Origin of the sequence: Bradyrhizobium sp. CCBAU 51765 (assembly GCF_015291725.1) — a bacterium.
GTDB lineage: Bacteria > Pseudomonadota > Alphaproteobacteria > Rhizobiales > Xanthobacteraceae > Bradyrhizobium > Bradyrhizobium liaoningense.
In genome coordinates this window covers 1,246,624-1,262,585 of sequence record NZ_CP030038.1, presented here as the reverse complement: position 1 = coordinate 1,262,585, position 15,962 = coordinate 1,246,624, and the positions used below count along the sequence as shown (strand labels likewise).

General features: G+C 64.3%; 18 protein-coding genes. 8 read left to right on the top strand and 10 right to left on the bottom strand.

Annotated elements, in window-relative coordinates; all coding sequences use genetic code 11:
• Positions 1–5 precede the first annotated feature (5 nt).
• From XH96_RS05855 to ykgO, 3 genes are all read right to left on the bottom strand, one after another.
• Entirely contained in the window at positions 6–266 is a 261-nt protein-coding gene (locus tag XH96_RS05855) for a hypothetical protein (RefSeq protein WP_194391450.1), read from the bottom strand.
• 183 nt (positions 267–449) lie between these two features.
• Complete coding sequence (locus XH96_RS05850) at positions 450–1,082, bottom strand: tetratricopeptide repeat protein (protein ID WP_194391449.1); 633 nt, start codon at positions 1,080–1,082, stop codon at positions 450–452.
• Between the two features lie 107 nt (positions 1,083–1,189).
• Positions 1,190–1,315, bottom strand: coding sequence for a type B 50S ribosomal protein L36 (ykgO, locus tag XH96_RS05845; protein ID WP_006611362.1), 126 nt, complete (start codon positions 1,313–1,315; stop codon positions 1,190–1,192).
• Positions 1,316–1,619: 304 nt separating this feature from the next.
• Here ykgO and XH96_RS05840 point away from each other — a divergent pair, with 304 nt between their 5' ends.
• Positions 1,620–2,504 (top strand): amidohydrolase family protein, encoded by an 885-nt coding sequence (locus XH96_RS05840; protein WP_028180449.1) that lies wholly within the window; start codon positions 1,620–1,622, stop codon positions 2,502–2,504.
• Positions 2,505–2,793: 289 nt separating this feature from the next.
• On the opposite strand, the gene XH96_RS05835 is transcribed toward XH96_RS05840, so the two are convergent.
• A complete protein-coding gene (locus tag XH96_RS05835; protein ID WP_194391448.1) occupies positions 2,794–3,528 on the bottom strand; it encodes an SDR family NAD(P)-dependent oxidoreductase in 735 nt (244 codons plus the stop codon).
• A 160-nt stretch (positions 3,529–3,688) separates the two neighbouring features.
• Between XH96_RS05835 and XH96_RS05830 the strand changes: the two genes are divergently transcribed.
• The 3 genes from XH96_RS05830 to XH96_RS05820 are packed head-to-tail and all read left to right on the top strand — an operon-like array spanning position 3,689 to position 5,342.
• Positions 3,689–4,048, top strand: a complete 360-nt coding sequence (locus XH96_RS05830) for a helix-turn-helix domain-containing protein (protein WP_194394045.1) — start codon at positions 3,689–3,691, stop codon at positions 4,046–4,048.
• 57 nt (positions 4,049–4,105) lie between these two features.
• Entirely contained in the window at positions 4,106–4,837 is a 732-nt protein-coding gene (locus XH96_RS05825) for a haloacid dehalogenase type II (RefSeq protein WP_194391447.1), read from the top strand.
• Between the two features lie 37 nt (positions 4,838–4,874).
• The gene (locus tag XH96_RS05820) at positions 4,875–5,342 is read left to right on the top strand and encodes a YbaK/EbsC family protein (protein ID WP_124163069.1); all 468 of its coding nucleotides are present in this window, start codon (positions 4,875–4,877) and stop codon (positions 5,340–5,342) included.
• A gap of 106 nt (positions 5,343–5,448) precedes the next feature.
• Here XH96_RS05820 and XH96_RS05815 read toward each other — a convergent pair whose 3' ends face one another.
• Both XH96_RS05815 and XH96_RS05810 read right to left on the bottom strand, forming a co-directional pair.
• Entirely contained in the window at positions 5,449–5,799 is a 351-nt protein-coding gene (locus XH96_RS05815) for a hypothetical protein (RefSeq protein WP_194394044.1), read from the bottom strand.
• 204 nt (positions 5,800–6,003) lie between these two features.
• Positions 6,004–6,879, bottom strand: coding sequence for an AraC family transcriptional regulator (locus XH96_RS05810; RefSeq protein ID WP_246790149.1), 876 nt, complete (start codon positions 6,877–6,879; stop codon positions 6,004–6,006).
• Between the two features lie 389 nt (positions 6,880–7,268).
• Here XH96_RS05810 and XH96_RS05805 point away from each other — a divergent pair, with 389 nt between their 5' ends.
• Positions 7,269–9,881: an autotransporter domain-containing protein gene (locus XH96_RS05805; RefSeq protein ID WP_194391445.1), complete on the top strand. Its 2,613-nt coding sequence runs from the start codon at positions 7,269–7,271 to the stop codon at positions 9,879–9,881.
• Here the strand turns inward: XH96_RS05805 and XH96_RS05800 are convergent.
• Positions 9,878–10,054 carry a hypothetical protein gene (locus XH96_RS05800; RefSeq protein ID WP_194391444.1) on the bottom strand — a complete coding sequence of 59 codons (177 nt, stop codon included), beginning with the start codon at positions 10,052–10,054 and terminating at the stop codon, positions 9,878–9,880. The genes XH96_RS05805 and XH96_RS05800 overlap by 4 nt on opposite strands.
• A gap of 65 nt (positions 10,055–10,119) precedes the next feature.
• Here XH96_RS05800 and XH96_RS05795 point away from each other — a divergent pair, with 65 nt between their 5' ends.
• The gene (locus XH96_RS05795; protein ID WP_194391443.1) at positions 10,120–10,377 is read left to right on the top strand and encodes a hypothetical protein; all 258 of its coding nucleotides are present in this window, start codon (positions 10,120–10,122) and stop codon (positions 10,375–10,377) included.
• A 64-nt stretch (positions 10,378–10,441) separates the two neighbouring features.
• Here XH96_RS05795 and XH96_RS05790 read toward each other — a convergent pair whose 3' ends face one another.
• Positions 10,442–11,377, bottom strand: coding sequence for a LysR family transcriptional regulator (locus XH96_RS05790; RefSeq protein WP_194391442.1), 936 nt, complete (start codon positions 11,375–11,377; stop codon positions 10,442–10,444).
• Between the two features lie 169 nt (positions 11,378–11,546).
• On the opposite strand from XH96_RS05790, the gene XH96_RS05785 reads away from it, so the two are divergent.
• Positions 11,547–12,245, top strand: coding sequence for a pirin family protein (locus XH96_RS05785; protein ID WP_061879078.1), 699 nt, complete (start codon positions 11,547–11,549; stop codon positions 12,243–12,245).
• A 139-nt stretch (positions 12,246–12,384) separates the two neighbouring features.
• On the top strand, positions 12,385–12,984 hold the full coding sequence (wrbA, locus tag XH96_RS05780; protein WP_194391441.1) for an NAD(P)H:quinone oxidoreductase: 600 nt from the start codon (positions 12,385–12,387) through the stop codon (positions 12,982–12,984).
• A 289-nt stretch (positions 12,985–13,273) separates the two neighbouring features.
• On the opposite strand, the gene XH96_RS05775 is transcribed toward wrbA, so the two are convergent.
• Together XH96_RS05775 and XH96_RS05770 are read right to left on the bottom strand one after the other, a co-directional pair.
• Complete coding sequence (locus tag XH96_RS05775) at positions 13,274–14,419, bottom strand: GNAT family N-acetyltransferase (RefSeq protein ID WP_194391440.1); 1,146 nt, start codon at positions 14,417–14,419, stop codon at positions 13,274–13,276.
• A gap of 119 nt (positions 14,420–14,538) precedes the next feature.
• Positions 14,539–15,891 carry an O-antigen ligase gene (locus tag XH96_RS05770; RefSeq protein ID WP_194391439.1) on the bottom strand — a complete coding sequence of 451 codons (1,353 nt, stop codon included), beginning with the start codon at positions 15,889–15,891 and terminating at the stop codon, positions 14,539–14,541.
• Between the last annotated feature and the right edge of the window lie 71 nt (positions 15,892–15,962).

The window sequence follows — 15,962 nt, the reverse complement described above, 5'->3', positions numbered from 1 at the left end:
GCAGACTAGTCCGTACCGTCTTCCTCTTTCTCCTCCTCGGACGTGACCGGGGGACAGACGCGGATCGTCGAACGGGCAAGCTTGGCATCGGCCCTGGATTTGTAGGGACCGTCGCCGAACCAGATATCGCCGATGATCACGGGATTGCTGGTCACGATATTGCATTTTCCGGTGGCGCGGTTGCCGACCACCCAGAACAATCCGTCGGCGAAGCTCACCGCTCCCGACGCGAGCAGCAATATGGCTGCTACTCCCAAACGCTTCATGGCTGTGCTCCCTGCCCTGCAGGTAGGCCTGCAGCAGGTCCCGCAATAGCCCTCGCGACGGCTCGCTTCGGATCGTGGTTAATCCGGACACGCCGCAACCGCTCGGCAGTTGATCAACTTGTCCCTATTTCTTGAGCACGATCTTCTTCGGAAAGCCGCTGCACTCCCGCTACGGATCGTGCCCTAGATGTCGCGACCTTCGACCTTCTCGGTCAGCGCCTTGACCTGATCGGGGATCTTTTCGAGGTGCGGATTGACGGCGAGCGCCTTGCGGTAGGCGTCCAGCGCGCGCTTTTCGTCGCCGACCTCCTGCATGATCATGCCGAGGCCGGCGAGCGCGCCGAAATGGCGCGGCTCCCGGACCAGCACTTGCTGGATATCCGCGAGAGAGCGGCCATAGTCGTTCTGCATGTAATAGAGCGTCGCCCGCCGATTCCAGGCCTCGATGTAATCGGGCCTGAGCTTGATGACCGAATCCAGCAGCTTGATCGCGACGTCGATCTTCTTCGCATCGACCGCGGTCTTGGCGCGTGACATCAGAAGCGCCGCGGTGTCGCTCGGGGTCTGGAGCCAGATTGCCCAGATCCGCGCCTCGACATGCTTGGCGCTGGCCTCATCGGGAGCGGCCTTCAGCGCCCCGAACAGGAAATCGAGATTCTTGCCGCGATCGACCTTGGGCAGCTTGGCCGGCGCTTCGGGCAGCTTCTTCTGCTTGCCGGGCGGCTCGACCTGCTGCGCCAGGGCCGGAGCCAAGCCGACGGCTGCAAGCGCAAGGGCCAGACACAGGGTACGCGGATGAGGGAATCTGACTGCCATGATGAAAGTCTAAACGCGCAAAGCCGCCCTTGCAAAGCAAAGGCGGCGTCAAACTCGTGTGAGCCGTGGTCTTGCGGGGCGCGCGAAGGCGTCCGGCCGGGCGAGAATCAGCCCTGCCGTGCCTTGAAGCGGCGCTGCACCTTGTTGATCACATAAACCCGGCCCTTGCGGCGGACCAGGCGGTTGGCGCGATGGCGACCGCGCAGCGATTTCAGCGAGTTACGGACCTTCATGGCAGAATCCTGAACGTTCGAAAGGCCGTGTTCGGCACTACCGTTTCGGCACGCGCGAATGTGGCAAAATGAGATCTTTCCCGCTGGCGGACCGACCGCCCGGGACGGGGCGGTTCTTAAGGCATGGCGGGAGGTGATGTCAATGTTCACTGCCCCGGTTCGGGCCAGCAAATTCGTGAAAACAACCCCATGCACAGTAGAAGCGGCCGGATCGGCCCGTTCTACCGACCGATAACCTGCCGCAATGCCTTGCCAAATTCGTTATATCATATAATCAATTTGGCAACCGGTCGGGAGGAAACCAATGCCGAAGCTGAAGCTGCCGAACATTGACGATGTCGTCGCCATCGACATCCACACTCATGCCGAGGAGCCCTGCGGCTGCCATCCCGACGATGGCTATGACGATTTCCAGGCGCAGATGGCCGAGTACTTCAAGTCGCCGAACAAGCATCCACCGACCGTGCCGGAGACCGCGGCCTACTACCGCTCCAAGAACATCGCCGCGGTGATCTTCCCTGTCGATGCCGAGCGCGAGACCGGCTTCCGCCGCTACAACAATTACGAGATGCTGGAGGTCGCCTCCGAGCATCTCGACGTCCTGATCCCCTTCGTCTCGATCGACCCGCACAAGGGCAAGCTCGGGGCCCGCGAGGCGCGCAAGCTGATCGAGGAATACGGCGTCCGCGGCTTCAAATTCCACCCGACCATGCAGGGCTTCTACGCCAACGACCGCATGGCCTACCCGCTCTATGAAGAGATCAACAATGGCGGCGCGATCGCGCTGTTCCACACCGGCCAGACCGGCGTCGGCTCCGGCATGCCCGGCGGCATGGGCATGCGGCTGAAATATTCCAACCCGATGTACATGGACGACGTCGCGGCCGATTTCCCCGACCTCAAGATCATCCTCGCGCATCCCTCCTTCCCCTGGCAGGAGGAGGCGCTGTCGGTCGCGACCCACAAGCCGAACGTCTATATCGACCTCTCGGGCTGGTCGCCGAAATATTTCCCGCCGATCCTGGTGCGCTACATCAACTCGATCCTGCAGGACAAGATGCTGTTCGGCTCGGACTGGCCGGTGATCACGCCGGACCGCTGGCTGTCCGACTTCGCCAAGATCGACATCCGCGACGAGATCCGGCCGAAGGTCTTGAAGGCCAACGCGCGGAAGCTGTTGGGGATCTGAGCGGAACGGCTGTGGGTGGAATCGCCTGAGGCGCCACTGGCTCGCTGCAACCTCTCCCGCGTGCGGGGGAGGTCGACGCGCGAAGCGCGGCGGGCGGGGGCTTTCTCCACACGATGACTTTCCCAATGCGGAGACAGCCCCCACCCCAGCCCTCCCCCGCAAGCGGGAGAGGGAGCCGACTGCCACTGCCGCGGCATCGTGCACACCATATGCGATTGCCCTGCCCGCAAGCGGGAGAGGGAGCGCACCGTCCTCCTGACATCTAGCGGAAGGCTTCCGACCCAAGATCTCAGACCTGCGCAAGGCCTCCATCGACGAAGACCTCGCCGCCGGTCATGAAGCTGCTGTCCGAGGACGCCAGGAACGCGGCCACGGCCCCGGTCTCGCTCGGGTCGCCGACACGCCCGATGGGGGTCGAGCTGCCGAGTGCATCGAATGCTTCCTCGCCCACGACCTCCAGCGCCAGCTCCGTCTTGGTCGGTCCCGGCGACAGCACGTTGACGCGGATGCCCGTGCCGCGCAGGTCCAGCGCCCAGCTGCGCGCAAGGTTGCGGATCGCCGCCTTGGTCGCACTGTAGATGCTGAATTGCGGCGTGCCCATCACGCCCGTGCTCGAACCGGTCAGGATGATCGATGATCCCTTTCGCATCAGCGGCAGGGCCTTCTGCACCGTGAACACCAGCCCCTTCACATTGACGTCGAAGATGTGATCGTAGTGCTCGGGCGTGATCTCGCCGAGCGGCGCAAACAGTCCGGTCCCGGCATTGGCGAACAGGATGTCGAGTCCGCCGCGTTCGGCTTTGACTGTTGCGTATAGCCGGTCGAGGTCGGACAAATCCGTCACCGAGCCCCTGACGGCGCGCGCCGAGGACCCCAACTGCGCAAGGGCAGCGTCGAGCGGCTCCTGCCGCCGCCCGAAGATGTAGACGAACGCGCCCTCATCGACGAACCGCTTGGCGGCTCCAAGCCCAATGCCGGTTCCGCCGCCTGTCACCACCGCCGTCTTGCCTTCTAGTCTGCTCATGATGTGCTCCTTCACTAGGGTTGCACTGAGCTGGCGGCCTACCCACCTATCGACAAGTATGCACCTTTTGGTAAGTACCCAAAAAATGTCATCAGATCGTTCAGACCTCCTCTCCCCGCCGGCGCAGGCTCAAGCAGACGTCCAGCGTTGTACGCCGAATCTGCCCGGCTTCACTTGCGGCCTGGATGCGACCTTGCGGGTCGTCTCGGGCAAATGGAAACCGCTGATCCTGTACTTCCTCGCCCAGGACGGCCCGACCCGCTACGGCGAACTCCGTCGAGCCGTGCGCGACGTCAGCGACAAGGTGCTGATCCAGCAGCTCAAGGAGCTGGAGGCCGACGGCCTGGTCAAGCGGACCGACTACAAGGAGGTGCCGCCGCGTGTGGACTACAGCCTCACGCCTCTGGGCGGCAGCCTGGCCCAGGCCCTCGTGCCGCTCTGCTCCTGGGGCACGGAGCATATGGCGGAGGTCAGCCAGGTGTTCGCCGAGCGGGCGACCTGGAATACAAAACGACAGTAAGCGGTCCGTATCGGTATAGTTGGTCCGCGCGCCTGCAACGATCCAAGGGAACGGGTCATGAGCATGAAAGCCGTCGTCTTCGACGCCTACGGAACGCTCTACGACATCCAGTCGGTCGCAGAGATCACCGAGGATGCGTTTCCGGGCTATGGCGAGATCATCACGCAGGTCTGGCGCATCAAGCAGCTCGAATACACATGGCTGCGCTCACTGATGCGGCGCTACCAGGATTTTGCCGTCGTCACCCGCGACTCGCTCGCCTATACGCTCCGAATGCTGGGACTCGCATACGAGAACGACGCATTCGAGCGTGTGATCGAGAAATACCTGCAGCTCGATCTCTATCCGGACGCGACGGCAGCGCTCACGGCGCTGAAGCCGCGCAAGCTCGCCATCCTTTCCAACGGCAGCCCGGACATGCTCAATGCGCTCGTGCACAATTCGGGCCTCGATGCCCTGCTCGATGCCACCATCAGCGTCGACGCGAAGAAGATTTTCAAGCCGAGCCCGGAGGCCTATGAGCTGATCGGCGAGGTGCTCGGCACCGCGCCGAACGAGGTTCTGTTCGTCTCCTCCAATCCCTGGGACGTTGCTGGTGCGAAATCCTTCGGATTGAACGTTGCCTGGATCGAACGCGTCACGCCCGAAGCCATGGCGCTGGCTTGCGTCGAGAACGAACTCGTGGCACCGCTCACCATGTTCAGGGCGATCCGCACCCAGATGGACGAGCTTGGCTTTGCGCCGGACTACCGCGTCCGCTCGCTCTCCGAGCTAACGGGAATCGCTTAGGATCGCCGCCCTGTGAGATTGCAATGAGCTACCCGGAATGAGCCTGGAATCCGTTCGCGCCTTCTTCGCCGAAAAAGCCCCCGATATCTCCGTCATCGAATCCCCGATCAGCTCCGCGACCGTGGCGCTGGCGGCCGAAGCCTATGGTGTCGAGCCGGGACGGATCGCCAAGACGCTGTCGTTGCGGATCGGCGAGCGCGTGATCCTGATCGTCGCCGCCGGCACCTCACGCATGGACAACAAGAAGGTGAAAGCGCAGTTCGGCGGCAAGCCGAAGATGCTGGGTCTGGAGGAAGTCGCCGACATCACCGGGCACGAGGTTGGCGGCGTCTGCCCCTTCGGCCTGAAATCGCCGCTGCCGATCTATTGCGATGTCTCGCTGAAGGCGTTCGACGTCGTGGTTCCGGCCGCAGGCTCGACCCACAGCGCGGTGCGGATCACGCCTGATCGGCTGGCCGAGCTGGTCGCCGCCGAGTGGGTCGATGTCTGTGAGCACCGTCCCTAAATCGCGACGCGATGAGGACGATCGTCATCGCGACTGAGCTCGTTGTTTGAGCACAATCCTTTCGGAAAACCGCCGCGCACTTTTTCCGGATCATGCTTCCGAGCGGCTAGTCATCCTCGTCGTAAGGCTGCGGCTGTGCGGGCGGAGGTGGCGGCGCCGCGTTGTAACGCGGTGGCGGAGCGGCGCGATTGCGCGGCACCTGTTGTTGTTGCGGCATCTGGTTGTTGGACTGGAACACCGCGCGGCAGCCGCTCGAGAGCTGCGGCGTGTTCTGCTGCAAACAAGCCGTGATGCGATTCACATCGGGAATCTGGTCGCTGCACAGACGCCATACATCGGGCGTACAAGCCATCTGCTGTTCCATCGTGCCGCGGTATTCCTCAGCGAATGCTGCGCCCTGCGCAACGATGCCGCCAACCGCAAGCGCCACACCCAGCACAATCCGCTCTGCTCGCATGTCTCGGTCCTTCTCCAATCCGGCAAATCTCTTCAACCAATGAGGCGAGAGCCGGTTCTGGACCAACAAAAAAATGTGAAAGGTCCGCAGGAACCTATTCCACCTCGCCGGTCTTCTTCACCGCCGCAACTGGCCGCGCTGTCAGCGGCAGCGACTCCCGCGCCACCGCTCGGAGTCCCGGACGGACCGAAGACGTCCTTCCGGCTACGGCTTGTTGCCCGTTTCCGCGTGCCGCGCCTTCGCGTCCATCGGCGTCATGCCGAAACGCCGCCGAAATGTCCGGTGAAAATACGAGACGTCGTTGAAGCCGGAGAGATGGGCAATGCCGCTGATCTTGCCCGCCCGGTGAATCGGATCGCACAGCAGCCGTGCCGCCCGCAGCAGCCGCTGCTCCAGCACGAACTCCGAGAACGTGACGCCGCTGCGCTCGAACAGCAACTGAATGGTGCGAGGGCTGGCGCGATGGCGCCGCGCGAGGTCGGCGAGCGTGAGCCCGCCGTCGCCGAGCCGTGCCAGAATATCGGCCTTGATGGCTTCCAGCCGAGCCGCGGCGAGGCCGCGCTCTCTTGCCTGATCGGTGGCGTCGCGCCGGCCGCCGAGCACCAGCACCATCAAATCCATCAGGTGTTGTGAAACGGCGTGCTGCGCCAGCGCATCGAGTCCCGGGGCGTGCTGAACCGCGAAGTCGTAATATCGATGCAGCAGCGCAGTGAGCGCGGGGTCATGATCGAGCGGCCGCGCAACGCTGTCTTCGGCATCGGGGCAATACGACAGCAGCGTCCTGCGGTCGAACAAAGCGGCCTTGTTGCCGCCTTTCTCGAGTTGCGCGACGAATGCGCCCTTGATGGAGGCGTCGATGAGACTGATGCCCAGCGGCGCGACCTCGAGCGCACGACGGCCCATGACAGCTTGCAATCGCGAATCCGGCGCCATCAGTAACGCCAGATTGTCGCTGGCGCCGAGCGTCATAAACCTGATCGGCGTGCCGTTGCAGAAGGATATCGTTGCCTGCGGCAACATCAACGCCTTGACGTCGCAGTGAAACGAGCCGTCGGACAAGGGCGCAAGATCGGCTGCCATCACGCGGCGGCAAAACTCCTCCCGCCACATCTCATAGGCCGGCCCGTGCGGTTCGCCGGTATAGCCGAGGCGCGGCGCGCCATGGATCGATTGGTCATCGGCCGCCATGAAAGCGGGTCTCCGAGCTCATTCCGGACCCAGCAATATCGCGTTTGTTGCAGCGCGCAACACGCTTCAAGTGAGGTTGCGCCCCAGGCCAACTGAATTTGCGCTTTAGCCCACTTCCCTTGGCGACGCGCCGCCCCGCTGGCGGCACAGTCCGTGGCATCGCCGCAACAGGGGTGGCGCAAACCGGCGTCTTGCGTCTTTCGCCATAAGGCATTTCGCACAGCGCCAAGAATCGCGACGACGTCCCCGCTAGCAATTGTGCTGGAATGAGGAAATCGTCGATGTCGACTGCAATACCGACCTGCGCACATAGCGCCACAAGGGCCTCTGCCCTGCGCAACAAGCTGCTCGTCACCACCGCGCTGGCGCTGGTTTCGCTTCTTGTAGTGGTCCCCGGTCAAGCTCTCGCCGCCTGCACCGTGGCCGGCACCGGCACGATCGGCGCGCTCGATTCGGGCGACGTGGCGACCTGCACCGGCGTCGGCAACACCGATCACATCAACGCCACTGGCAGCAGCAACGTCACGGTCAACGTCGGCGACGGGACGACGACCTCGCTCACGCCGGGGGCCGGAATTCCGGCAATCACTTTCGACGGCACCATCGCTTCGCGTGTAACCGTCAACAATCAAGCGACGGTCTCGACCTACAGCGGAACCGTTCTGCTCTCCAACGGATCGAACAGCAACAATGTGACGATCGCGGCCGGCGGGATCGCGGAAGGTACGGGCAACGCCGAGGCGGCGATCGTCATCGACAATTCGAACAACAATCTGATCAACATCCGCGGGACCGCAGTCGGCACCGGAGCAAACACAACGGGACTCCGAATAAGCGGGACCTCGAATGGCAACGTCGTCCTCGTTTACGAGAGCGGTTCGATCGGCGGCGACCATACCGGCGTGCAATTCGCTGCCGGGGGCAACACTCTCATCAATACCGGCACGATTTCCGGCGGCTTCATGATCGCGATCCAGGGCTCTTCCGGCGCCGACACAATCCTCACTCTCGGAACCATCTCGGGCGGCGGCAGCGGAGCGATCGACCTGTCCGGGGGCGATGACGTGCTCGCCCTCGCCCCAGGCTCGACGATCACCGGGACCGTACGTGGCGGGACCGGCACCGACACGCTGAGTTTCGGTGGCATCGGCAGCGCCTCGTTCGACCTCGGTAATCTCGGCGGCCCGGCTCTCCAGTATGATGAGTTCGAGCAGCTGACGAAGACGGGCTCCTCGGTCTGGACCCTGACCGGCACCACCGCCTTCAACGGCGCCACAACGGTGGACGCCGGCGGCCTCATCGTGAACGGGACGTTGCCGTCAGTGGTCACCGTGAATGGCGGCTATGTCGGCGGCACCGGCACGGTGGGTGGGCTCGTCGTCAGCAGTGGCGGCACGATCGCACCCGGCAATTCGATCGGCACGCTCAACGTCAATGGCAACGTGGCCTTCAATGCCGGATCGACCTTCCAGGTCGAGATCAATGCTGCCGGCCAGTCCGACAGGATCGCAGCAACCGGGACCGCCGCGCTCAATGGCGGCACCGTGCAGATCGTGCCGCTCGGCGCCGGCTTCATCGCCAACACCCAGTATACGATCCTGACCGCGACAGGCGGCGTCAGCGGCAGCTTCGCCAGCCTCACGACGTCGGGCAGCCCGCTGGTTTCGGGCCAGCTCAGCTACGACGTCAACAACGTCTATTTCATTCTTCAGCAGATTGGTGGCTTCGGCACGCTGTCGGGCCTGTCGCCGAACCAGGCCGCGGTGGCCGGCGCGCTGGACCAGGCACAGCTCGGCGGCGCATCGGGGACGCTGACCGCGGCGATCAACACGCTCGCCGCACTCGATGCGTCCGGCATCAAGGCCGGCCTCGATGATCTTGCCGGTCAAGTTCACGCCGATGGACGCCGCTTCGTTGCCGATCAGGCCGACATGTTCCAGACCTTCATGTGGAATGCGGGCACGCAGTCGCGCGGCGAAACCCTGCGCATGTCGGCCACCGCCTACGCCCCGGAGCCGGCGGATCCGATCGGCAAGGCTCTCGCCGGCCGGCGCCCCACGCCGGCGCGGAGCGTCTGGTTCGGCGGCTACGGCAATTGGGACAAGGTGGCGGCGAGCGGCATTGCCTTCGGAACGAACACGACCGTTGCCGGCGCAGCGCTCGGCGCCGATCTCTGGCACATGCCTGGCCTCACGGCAGGCCTTGCGATCGGCGCATCGACCGGCCAGCTGCGGATGGCCGGTCGCGCCGACCGGATCGACGCCAATGCCGGCCATGTGGGCTTCTACGCGCGCGGCGAGAGGGGCGGCTTCAATCTCGCATCCGCCATCAGCTATTCCTTCGCGGCGCTCGAATCCTCTCGCTCGATCGCGTTCCTCGGCGAAACGGCGACCGCCTCCTCGCGGGCGAACACCTTTGCCGCCTCGCTCGGCGTCGCACGCCCCTTTGCGACCGGATGGGGATTCACGGCGGAGCCGTTCGCCAAGGCCGACTGGTACTCGACACGGCAAGGCAGTCTGACCGAAACGGGTGCACCGGGCGTAAACCAGCTGGTGCAGGCCGGCAGCTTCGACGTCGCCTATGGCACGGCAGGCCTGCGCACCCATCACCAAGCGATGATGCCGAACGGCCAGACGGCACAATTCGGCGCGACCCTCGCCGTCCGCCACGAATTTACCGGCAGCGCGGCGTCCACCACGGCGGCCCTGGAGGGGGCCCCCGGCATTCCCTTCGCGATCACCGGCGTCGAACGCGCGCGGACGGTCGCGCTCACCGGCGCGGAGATCCGATGGGATCTCACGACTGCGACCTCATTCAAGGCGTCCTACGAGGGCGCGTTTGCGCCGGGATATGACCGGCACACGGTGCGCGGCGTGCTGCGCACCGGGTTCTAGGCCTGCTCCACCTTGCCGGTCTTCAGAACTGCCGCGATCAGACGCGCGCTGCCGGCCACTATGAACTGCGCCAGGGACTGCGCATCCTGATATTGCGTCCGGCCATGAAGATTGGTTTCGCTCCAGCCTGGCGCGGCGATGGACAGGAAAGCGAGATGTTTACGAAGCGTCAACCATATTCGGGGGAGCCAGGAACGGCTCCCGGGGACCCGCCGTTGCCCTCCCGAGGGAGTGAGCGATGCGAAATGTTGGAACCATCGACCTCGCGTTGGACGAGATGCTGGTGAATCTCGCCGCGATCGTCTTGCGGCTTTCAAAGCCCGAGCTGACGCGAACACCGGAAGCGCGGCGCGCGCTGGCGCAATCCGTCCATCAATATGCGGTGTGCGCGAAGCGTTCCAACGACCCTCGCGTTCACGAACTGAAGTCGCAGCTGGAAGAAACGCTGAAGCCGAGCTTGCGCATCGTCGCGATCGACGGCGTGGATGTATCGTAGTTCAGCACCGTCATTGCGAGGAGCTCTTGCGACGAAGCAATCGAGGTCGTTGGAGGTGCTCGTTCTACGACGCTTTCGCCCTTCCGCGCGTCCGCCGCTTGCAGGTGCCCGGCAGCTTGGCCGCCAGGAAATCGCCGAGCGCCTCGACCCGGGCGGGACGCGGGCCGCCGGGCGGCGTCACCAGGTGCACAGCACCTTCGGCCTGCGTCCAGTCCTTCAGGATGACTTCGACCTCGCCGGAGGAAATGGCTTCGCCGACGATGAATTCAGGCAGCTCGGCGATGCCGAGGCCGGCGATCAGTGCCGGCATCACGGCTTCGCCGTTGTTGACGCGAAGCTGTCCTCCCGGCCGCACGCTGGCCTGCTCACCGGCCGAATTGGTGTAGTGCCAGACGTTCGGCGTCGAGAGATAGGCGTAGCTGAAGCACTTGTGCTGGGCGAGATGCATCGGATGCGTCGGTCTGCCGTGGCGTTTCAGGTATGACGGCGCGGCGACCGTGTAGCGCGGCATGGTGAAGAGCCGCCGCGCGATCAGCGAAGAGTCCGGCAGCCGCGCGATCCGCACCGCCATGTCGAAACCCTCGCCGATCAGATCGATGGTCGCATCGCTCAAGTGCAGATCGACCGAGACTTCCGGATAGGCCTCGAAGAACTCCGGCAGCAGCGGCGCCACAGCCTTGATGCCGAACGTCATGGGGACGGCGAGCCGCACCAGCCCGCGCGGCGCGACCGATTGCGCCAGCGCCTCGTTCTCCGCCGCCTCGCCGTCGGCCAGCAACCGCGTCGCGCGGTCGGCAAGCTTGTGACCGGCATCGGTCAACGCGAGCCGGCGCGAAGTGCGGTTGAACAGCCGCGCGCCGAGCCGCTCCTCCAGCCGGGTCACTGCCTTCGACACCGTCGCCTTGGACATCGCCAGCTCGCCCGCAGCCCCCGCAAACGACCGTAATTCCACGACTTTCGCGAAAATCGCGAGCGCTTCGAAATCGGGGAGTTTTGCCATGCGAGCGGCCTTATGAGGACGGTTAAGGAAACAATGAGTTTCAACAGTTTCTATTTCTACACCACATAGACAGGCTTATCCAAGGGTCATCAGAAATTCAGGACCGATGTCGACGGCGGGTTCGGCGCTGATCGGAACCGCGGCCCATTCACGTCAAGGAATTGCACAGATGATCGAACTCAGACCTTTCGCAAAGCTCGGCGGCGCAGACCATGGCTGGCTCAAGGCCAAGCATCATTTTTCCTTTGCCAGCCATTATGACCCGAACAACATGGGCCACGGCGCCTTGCGGGTGTGGAATGACGACGAGATCGCACCGAACACCGGCTTTCCCGCCCATCCCCACGCCAACATGGAAATCATCACCTATGTGCGCGAAGGCGCAATCACCCATCAGGACAGCCTCGGCAACGAGGGCCGGACGGAAGCGGGCGACGTGCAGGTGATGAGCGCCGGCAGCGGCATTCGCCACTCCGAATACAATCTCGAGCCGACCAGGACGCGGATCTTCCAGATCTGGATCGAGCCGACCGCGCGAGGCGGCCAGCCGACCTGGGGCTCGAAACCGTTCCCGAAGGCGGACCGCTCCGGCAAGCTCGTCACCATTGCGAGCGGATTCGGGGACGATGCGGACGCACTGCCGATCCGCGCCGATGCCCGGGTGCTCGCCACCACGCTGAAGGCCGGCGAGAGCGCCGAGTACGAGCCGCAGCAGTCGCGGCATCTCTACCTCGTGCCCGCGGCGGGTTCCGTCGAGATCAACGGCGTCCGCGTCAATGCCCGCGACGGCGCCGCGATCCGCGACGAGGCCAAGCTGAAGATCACGGCGCTCGAAGACTCCGAGCTCGTGCTCGTCGACGCGGCCTAGCTATCTCCTTGTCATGGCCGGGCCTGTCCCGGCCATCCACGCCTTTCCACGAGCAAACAAGAACGTAGATGCCCGGGACAAGCCCGGGCATCACGACCCGAACAATCATCCATCAAACCTGAATCCAACGGAGACCACCATGACCAAAGTTCTCGTCCTCTACTACTCCGCCTATGGCCATATCGAAGCCATGGCCAATGCCGTCGCCGAAGGCGCGCGCGAAGCCGGCGCCACCGTCGACATCAAGCGCGTGCCGGAGCTGGTGCCGACCGAGGTCGCGAAGGCCTCGTACTACAAGCTCGACCAGGCCGCGCCGGTCGCTAGAATCGAGGATCTCGCGAACTACGACGCGATCATCGTCGGCACCGGCACGCGCTTCGGCCGGATGGCCTCGCAGATGGCGAACTTCCTCGACCAGGCCGGCGGGCTCTGGGCCAAGGGCGCGCTGCACGGCAAGGTCGGCGGCGCCTTCACCTCCACTGCGACCCAGCACGGCGGCCAGGAGACCACGCTATTCTCGATCATCACCAACCTGCTGCATTTCGGCATGGTGGTGGTCGGCATGAACTACGGCTTCGCCGGCCAGATGAAACTCGACGAGGTCACCGGCGGGGCGCCCTACGGCGCCACCACCATCACCGGCGGCGACGGCAGCCGCCAGCCCAGTGCCAACGAGCTCGCCGGCGCTCGCTATCAGGGCCGCCAGATCGCGGAGACCGCCAAGAAACTGCACGGCTGAGCCTCGCAGCTCAGCTTACGACCGGCTGCATGGCAGATGCGACTCGGGCGGCATTCTCATTCGAGGATGCCGCCCCGTCTATGACGGGAATACTCGACAAAGAACGATACGAATGGCCTTCGAACTCTTGTTGATCGCGCAGATGATCCGCAAGCCCGCGCAGGCACTTGCGCGCCGCTGGTATTGTCGCAGCCTGTTCCGCGCCTCGCGCGGCCGGCTTCGCTGCGCCAGTTGCGCGGGATCGTAAGCCTGTTCGAACGACGCGAACGCTGCACCCTGCAGCACTCTATTATCGAATTCCTTTGCCCATCGCCCGCGCCGCGAGGGCGGCGAGTTTCGGATAGCGGCGCAGGCCTTGCGCAGCATGATCGCGCCATGCGTAGGGCAAACCGCGCCAGGACAGCGCGACGCTGACATCGGTCAGCGGCACTTTTTCGGCGCCGAAGCGCCGCTTGTAATCCTGGTTGCCTATACTGAGATCGAAGCGGCGGATGCCTTGCGCATGCAGCGCGGCCATGGTGCGCTCGGTGACGAGCAGACCCGGCGAACAGCTCGACCATGCATCGCTGGCGTGACTGATGCGCAGCAGGAGATAGGTCGCGCCATGCTTGACGCCGAGCGCGGTGGCGACGACGCCTTCGTCGCACACCAGCGCCGAGACAATGGCATAACCTTCCGCGACGCCCTGGCGAACGACCTCGCGATAGAACCACGCATGGGTCTCGTCGTTGAGGACGAACGGCGAGCCGAGCTTTTGCATGCGCGCCTGCTGCTGCGCATCCATCACGTCCAGCAGTTCATGCGCGCGCCCGACGTCCGTGGCGATCTCGAATCGCGCGCCGGCATGGCGGCTGAAGACTCGCCAGCAGCGCGGCATCTGCAGGCGCTTGATCGCGGCCTGGTAGTCGCGATAGTCATCGCCCATCAGCACGAGATTGCCATTGAGCGAGGAGGATCCGATCCGCCCGAGCGACACCAGCGGATTGGGCTTGCCTCCGACCTGCGCCGGCATCTTCCTCAGGCGGAGCAGATCGAAACGATCGGGCAACGCGCGCAACGCGTCGATCAGCGCCTTGTTGATTGCATCCGTCGACCCCGCATCCAACGCAGCATCGAGCGCCAGGATCGGCGCATTGTTATCGGAGACCCCGAGGTCTGCGAACTCGACGATGCGGATGCCACGCCTGACATGGCTGATCATCGGCACGATCGCGATGTCCTTGCCAGTGGCGACATCGAAGATCACGGCGATCAGCGGGGAGACGTCGCGAAACGCCTCGTACCAGGCGTCGAGCCAGTCAACATGCTGGAACGCGGTGCGGTGCCCGGTGCTCAGGCGCGAGGCCACGTGCCGCCAGTCACGCGCGAAATCGATTGCGATTCCCGACGTGCTGGACACCTGGCCGTCTAGTTGCTCGACGCTGAGAAACGTCATTCCGCTGGACATACGACTACTGAATGTTTCCCGGTAGATTATGTTTTGCTGCAGACCACAAGCACCCTCGGCGCTTATCGTTAAGCCGGTGTCACCGGCGGCTTGGCTGCGACAAGCTGTCAGCGTTTCGGCTCTATCTGCTCGACGCATTGGAACCTTGCCAGGAAGTGCAGGCCGGCCACGGCAAGAGCGAACATGAACCAGATCGGATTCTGCCGTTCGAGCAGGAAGGTCTCGGTGGCTCCGTAATACAGGCCGAACAACCACACGGTCAGGAACAGCTTGGCCAGTGCGCCGCTGCGGCTGTGGGCCTGGGCCGTCTGGAAGTTGCCGAGCGGTGCGACCACGAAGGCGAGGATCACGAGCATCAGCCCCGGCAGACCGATGGTGACCGCGAGGTCGAGATAGCTGTTGTGGCTGTGCGCTGCAGTTGTCGCCCATTCGGCGCCCTGCGCGGTCTGCCGCGCAGTGACGTCGTCCCAGAACGCCGCATAGCCGTGACCGATGATCGGCTTCTCCGCGACGGCCGCAAGCGCGAACTCCCAGATCGCCGAACGGCCGGTGAAGGTGGGATCAAGCGGAAGCAGCCGGGTCATCGCCCCGAGCGCCGGGCTGAGGACGCTGCCGACCGTCAACAGGTTCATCAGGATCAGCGGCACGAAGCAGATGATCCGCTTCAGCCACAGGCCCGGCGTGACATAGACCAGCGAGGCGAGCGCGTAGATCGCAAGGCACAGCACCGAGGACGTCTTGCCGCCGGTGAAGATCAGGAAGATGCCGGCCAGTGCTGCGACAGCCGGCCCCATCACGAACGAGCCCACGGCGGACAGGTAGATGCCGACATAGACCAGGATCGTCATTACCGGCGACGCGATGTTCTTGTGGGCAAAGCTGCCGCGCCAGTCGCCGGCAAGTTGCGGCTCGGTGATGTCGAGGGCCGTGTGGATCGAGTATTGCGGCGCGAGGAAGACTCCGAGATAGCAGAGCGCGAGCAGCACGAGCGCGGCGACACCCACGCAAAGGTTGAAGCTGCGCTGCGTCGGCGGCAGCAACGGCAGCAAGACGGCGAGCGAGGTCACGCTGGCCGCGAGCACGAACCGCTGAAGCGAAACGCCGCGGTTCTCGGAGAAGGCGATGTTGATCAGCAGCCAGCCGACGAGGCAGAGGTGCAACGGCGTCACCAGGGTCCTCAGCGACGGAGCGTCGGTGGCGGCGGCGAGCAGAACCGCGACCGCAGCCAGGAGGCCGAAGGAGATGTAGGTCAGTGCCATGCGTCCGCCGACGACGGTGACGAGGTCGGGATTGCGCAGGTCCGGGAACGGATCGAGCGTGACCAGCACCAGCAGCAGCGCCGCGACGGCGACGAGGCAGCGCGCCGCGTGCGCGGCATTCAGCCTCGCGAGCCCATCGCGCAGGACGTGGCCGAACGACCGGGTCTCGACGTCGGTGATGTCAGCGGCGCTGCGATCCAAGCTGCAATCCATGGGCAGGTGGTGGGGCCGGAGAAGCTCCGGGTTCTAGCTCATCCCCGTTAACCATCCGT

Excerpts from the sequence above, each read along its gene's own strand:
- XH96_RS05855 (WP_194391450.1), bottom strand. The coding sequence starts at position 266 with ATGAAGCGTTTGGGAGTAGCAGCCATATTGCTGCTCGCGTCGGGAGCG.
- XH96_RS05825 (WP_194391447.1), top strand. The coding sequence starts at position 4,106 with ATGAGCATGAAAGCCGTCGTCTTCGACGCCTACGGAACGCTCTACGAC.
- XH96_RS05775 (WP_194391440.1), bottom strand. The coding sequence starts at position 14,419 with ATGACGTTTCTCAGCGTCGAGCAACTAGACGGCCAGGTGTCCAGCACG.
- XH96_RS05810 (WP_246790149.1), bottom strand. The coding sequence starts at position 6,879 with ATGGCAGCCGATCTTGCGCCCTTGTCCGACGGCTCGTTTCACTGCGAC.
- wrbA (WP_194391441.1), top strand. The coding sequence starts at position 12,385 with ATGACCAAAGTTCTCGTCCTCTACTACTCCGCCTATGGCCATATCGAA.
- XH96_RS05840 (WP_028180449.1), top strand. The coding sequence starts at position 1,620 with ATGCCGAAGCTGAAGCTGCCGAACATTGACGATGTCGTCGCCATCGAC.
- XH96_RS05815 (WP_194394044.1), bottom strand. The coding sequence starts at position 5,799 with ATGCGAGCAGAGCGGATTGTGCTGGGTGTGGCGCTTGCGGTTGGCGGC.
- XH96_RS05820 (WP_124163069.1), top strand. The coding sequence starts at position 4,875 with ATGAGCCTGGAATCCGTTCGCGCCTTCTTCGCCGAAAAAGCCCCCGAT.
- XH96_RS05835 (WP_194391448.1), bottom strand. The coding sequence starts at position 3,528 with ATGAGCAGACTAGAAGGCAAGACGGCGGTGGTGACAGGCGGCGGAACC.
- ykgO (WP_006611362.1), bottom strand. The coding sequence starts at position 1,315 with ATGAAGGTCCGTAACTCGCTGAAATCGCTGCGCGGTCGCCATCGCGCC.
- XH96_RS05795 (WP_194391443.1), top strand. The coding sequence starts at position 10,120 with ATGCGAAATGTTGGAACCATCGACCTCGCGTTGGACGAGATGCTGGTG.
- XH96_RS05850 (WP_194391449.1), bottom strand. The coding sequence starts at position 1,082 with ATGGCAGTCAGATTCCCTCATCCGCGTACCCTGTGTCTGGCCCTTGCG.
- XH96_RS05785 (WP_061879078.1), top strand. The coding sequence starts at position 11,547 with ATGATCGAACTCAGACCTTTCGCAAAGCTCGGCGGCGCAGACCATGGC.
- XH96_RS05790 (WP_194391442.1), bottom strand. The coding sequence starts at position 11,377 with ATGGCAAAACTCCCCGATTTCGAAGCGCTCGCGATTTTCGCGAAAGTC.
- XH96_RS05805 (WP_194391445.1), top strand. The coding sequence starts at position 7,269 with ATGTCGACTGCAATACCGACCTGCGCACATAGCGCCACAAGGGCCTCT.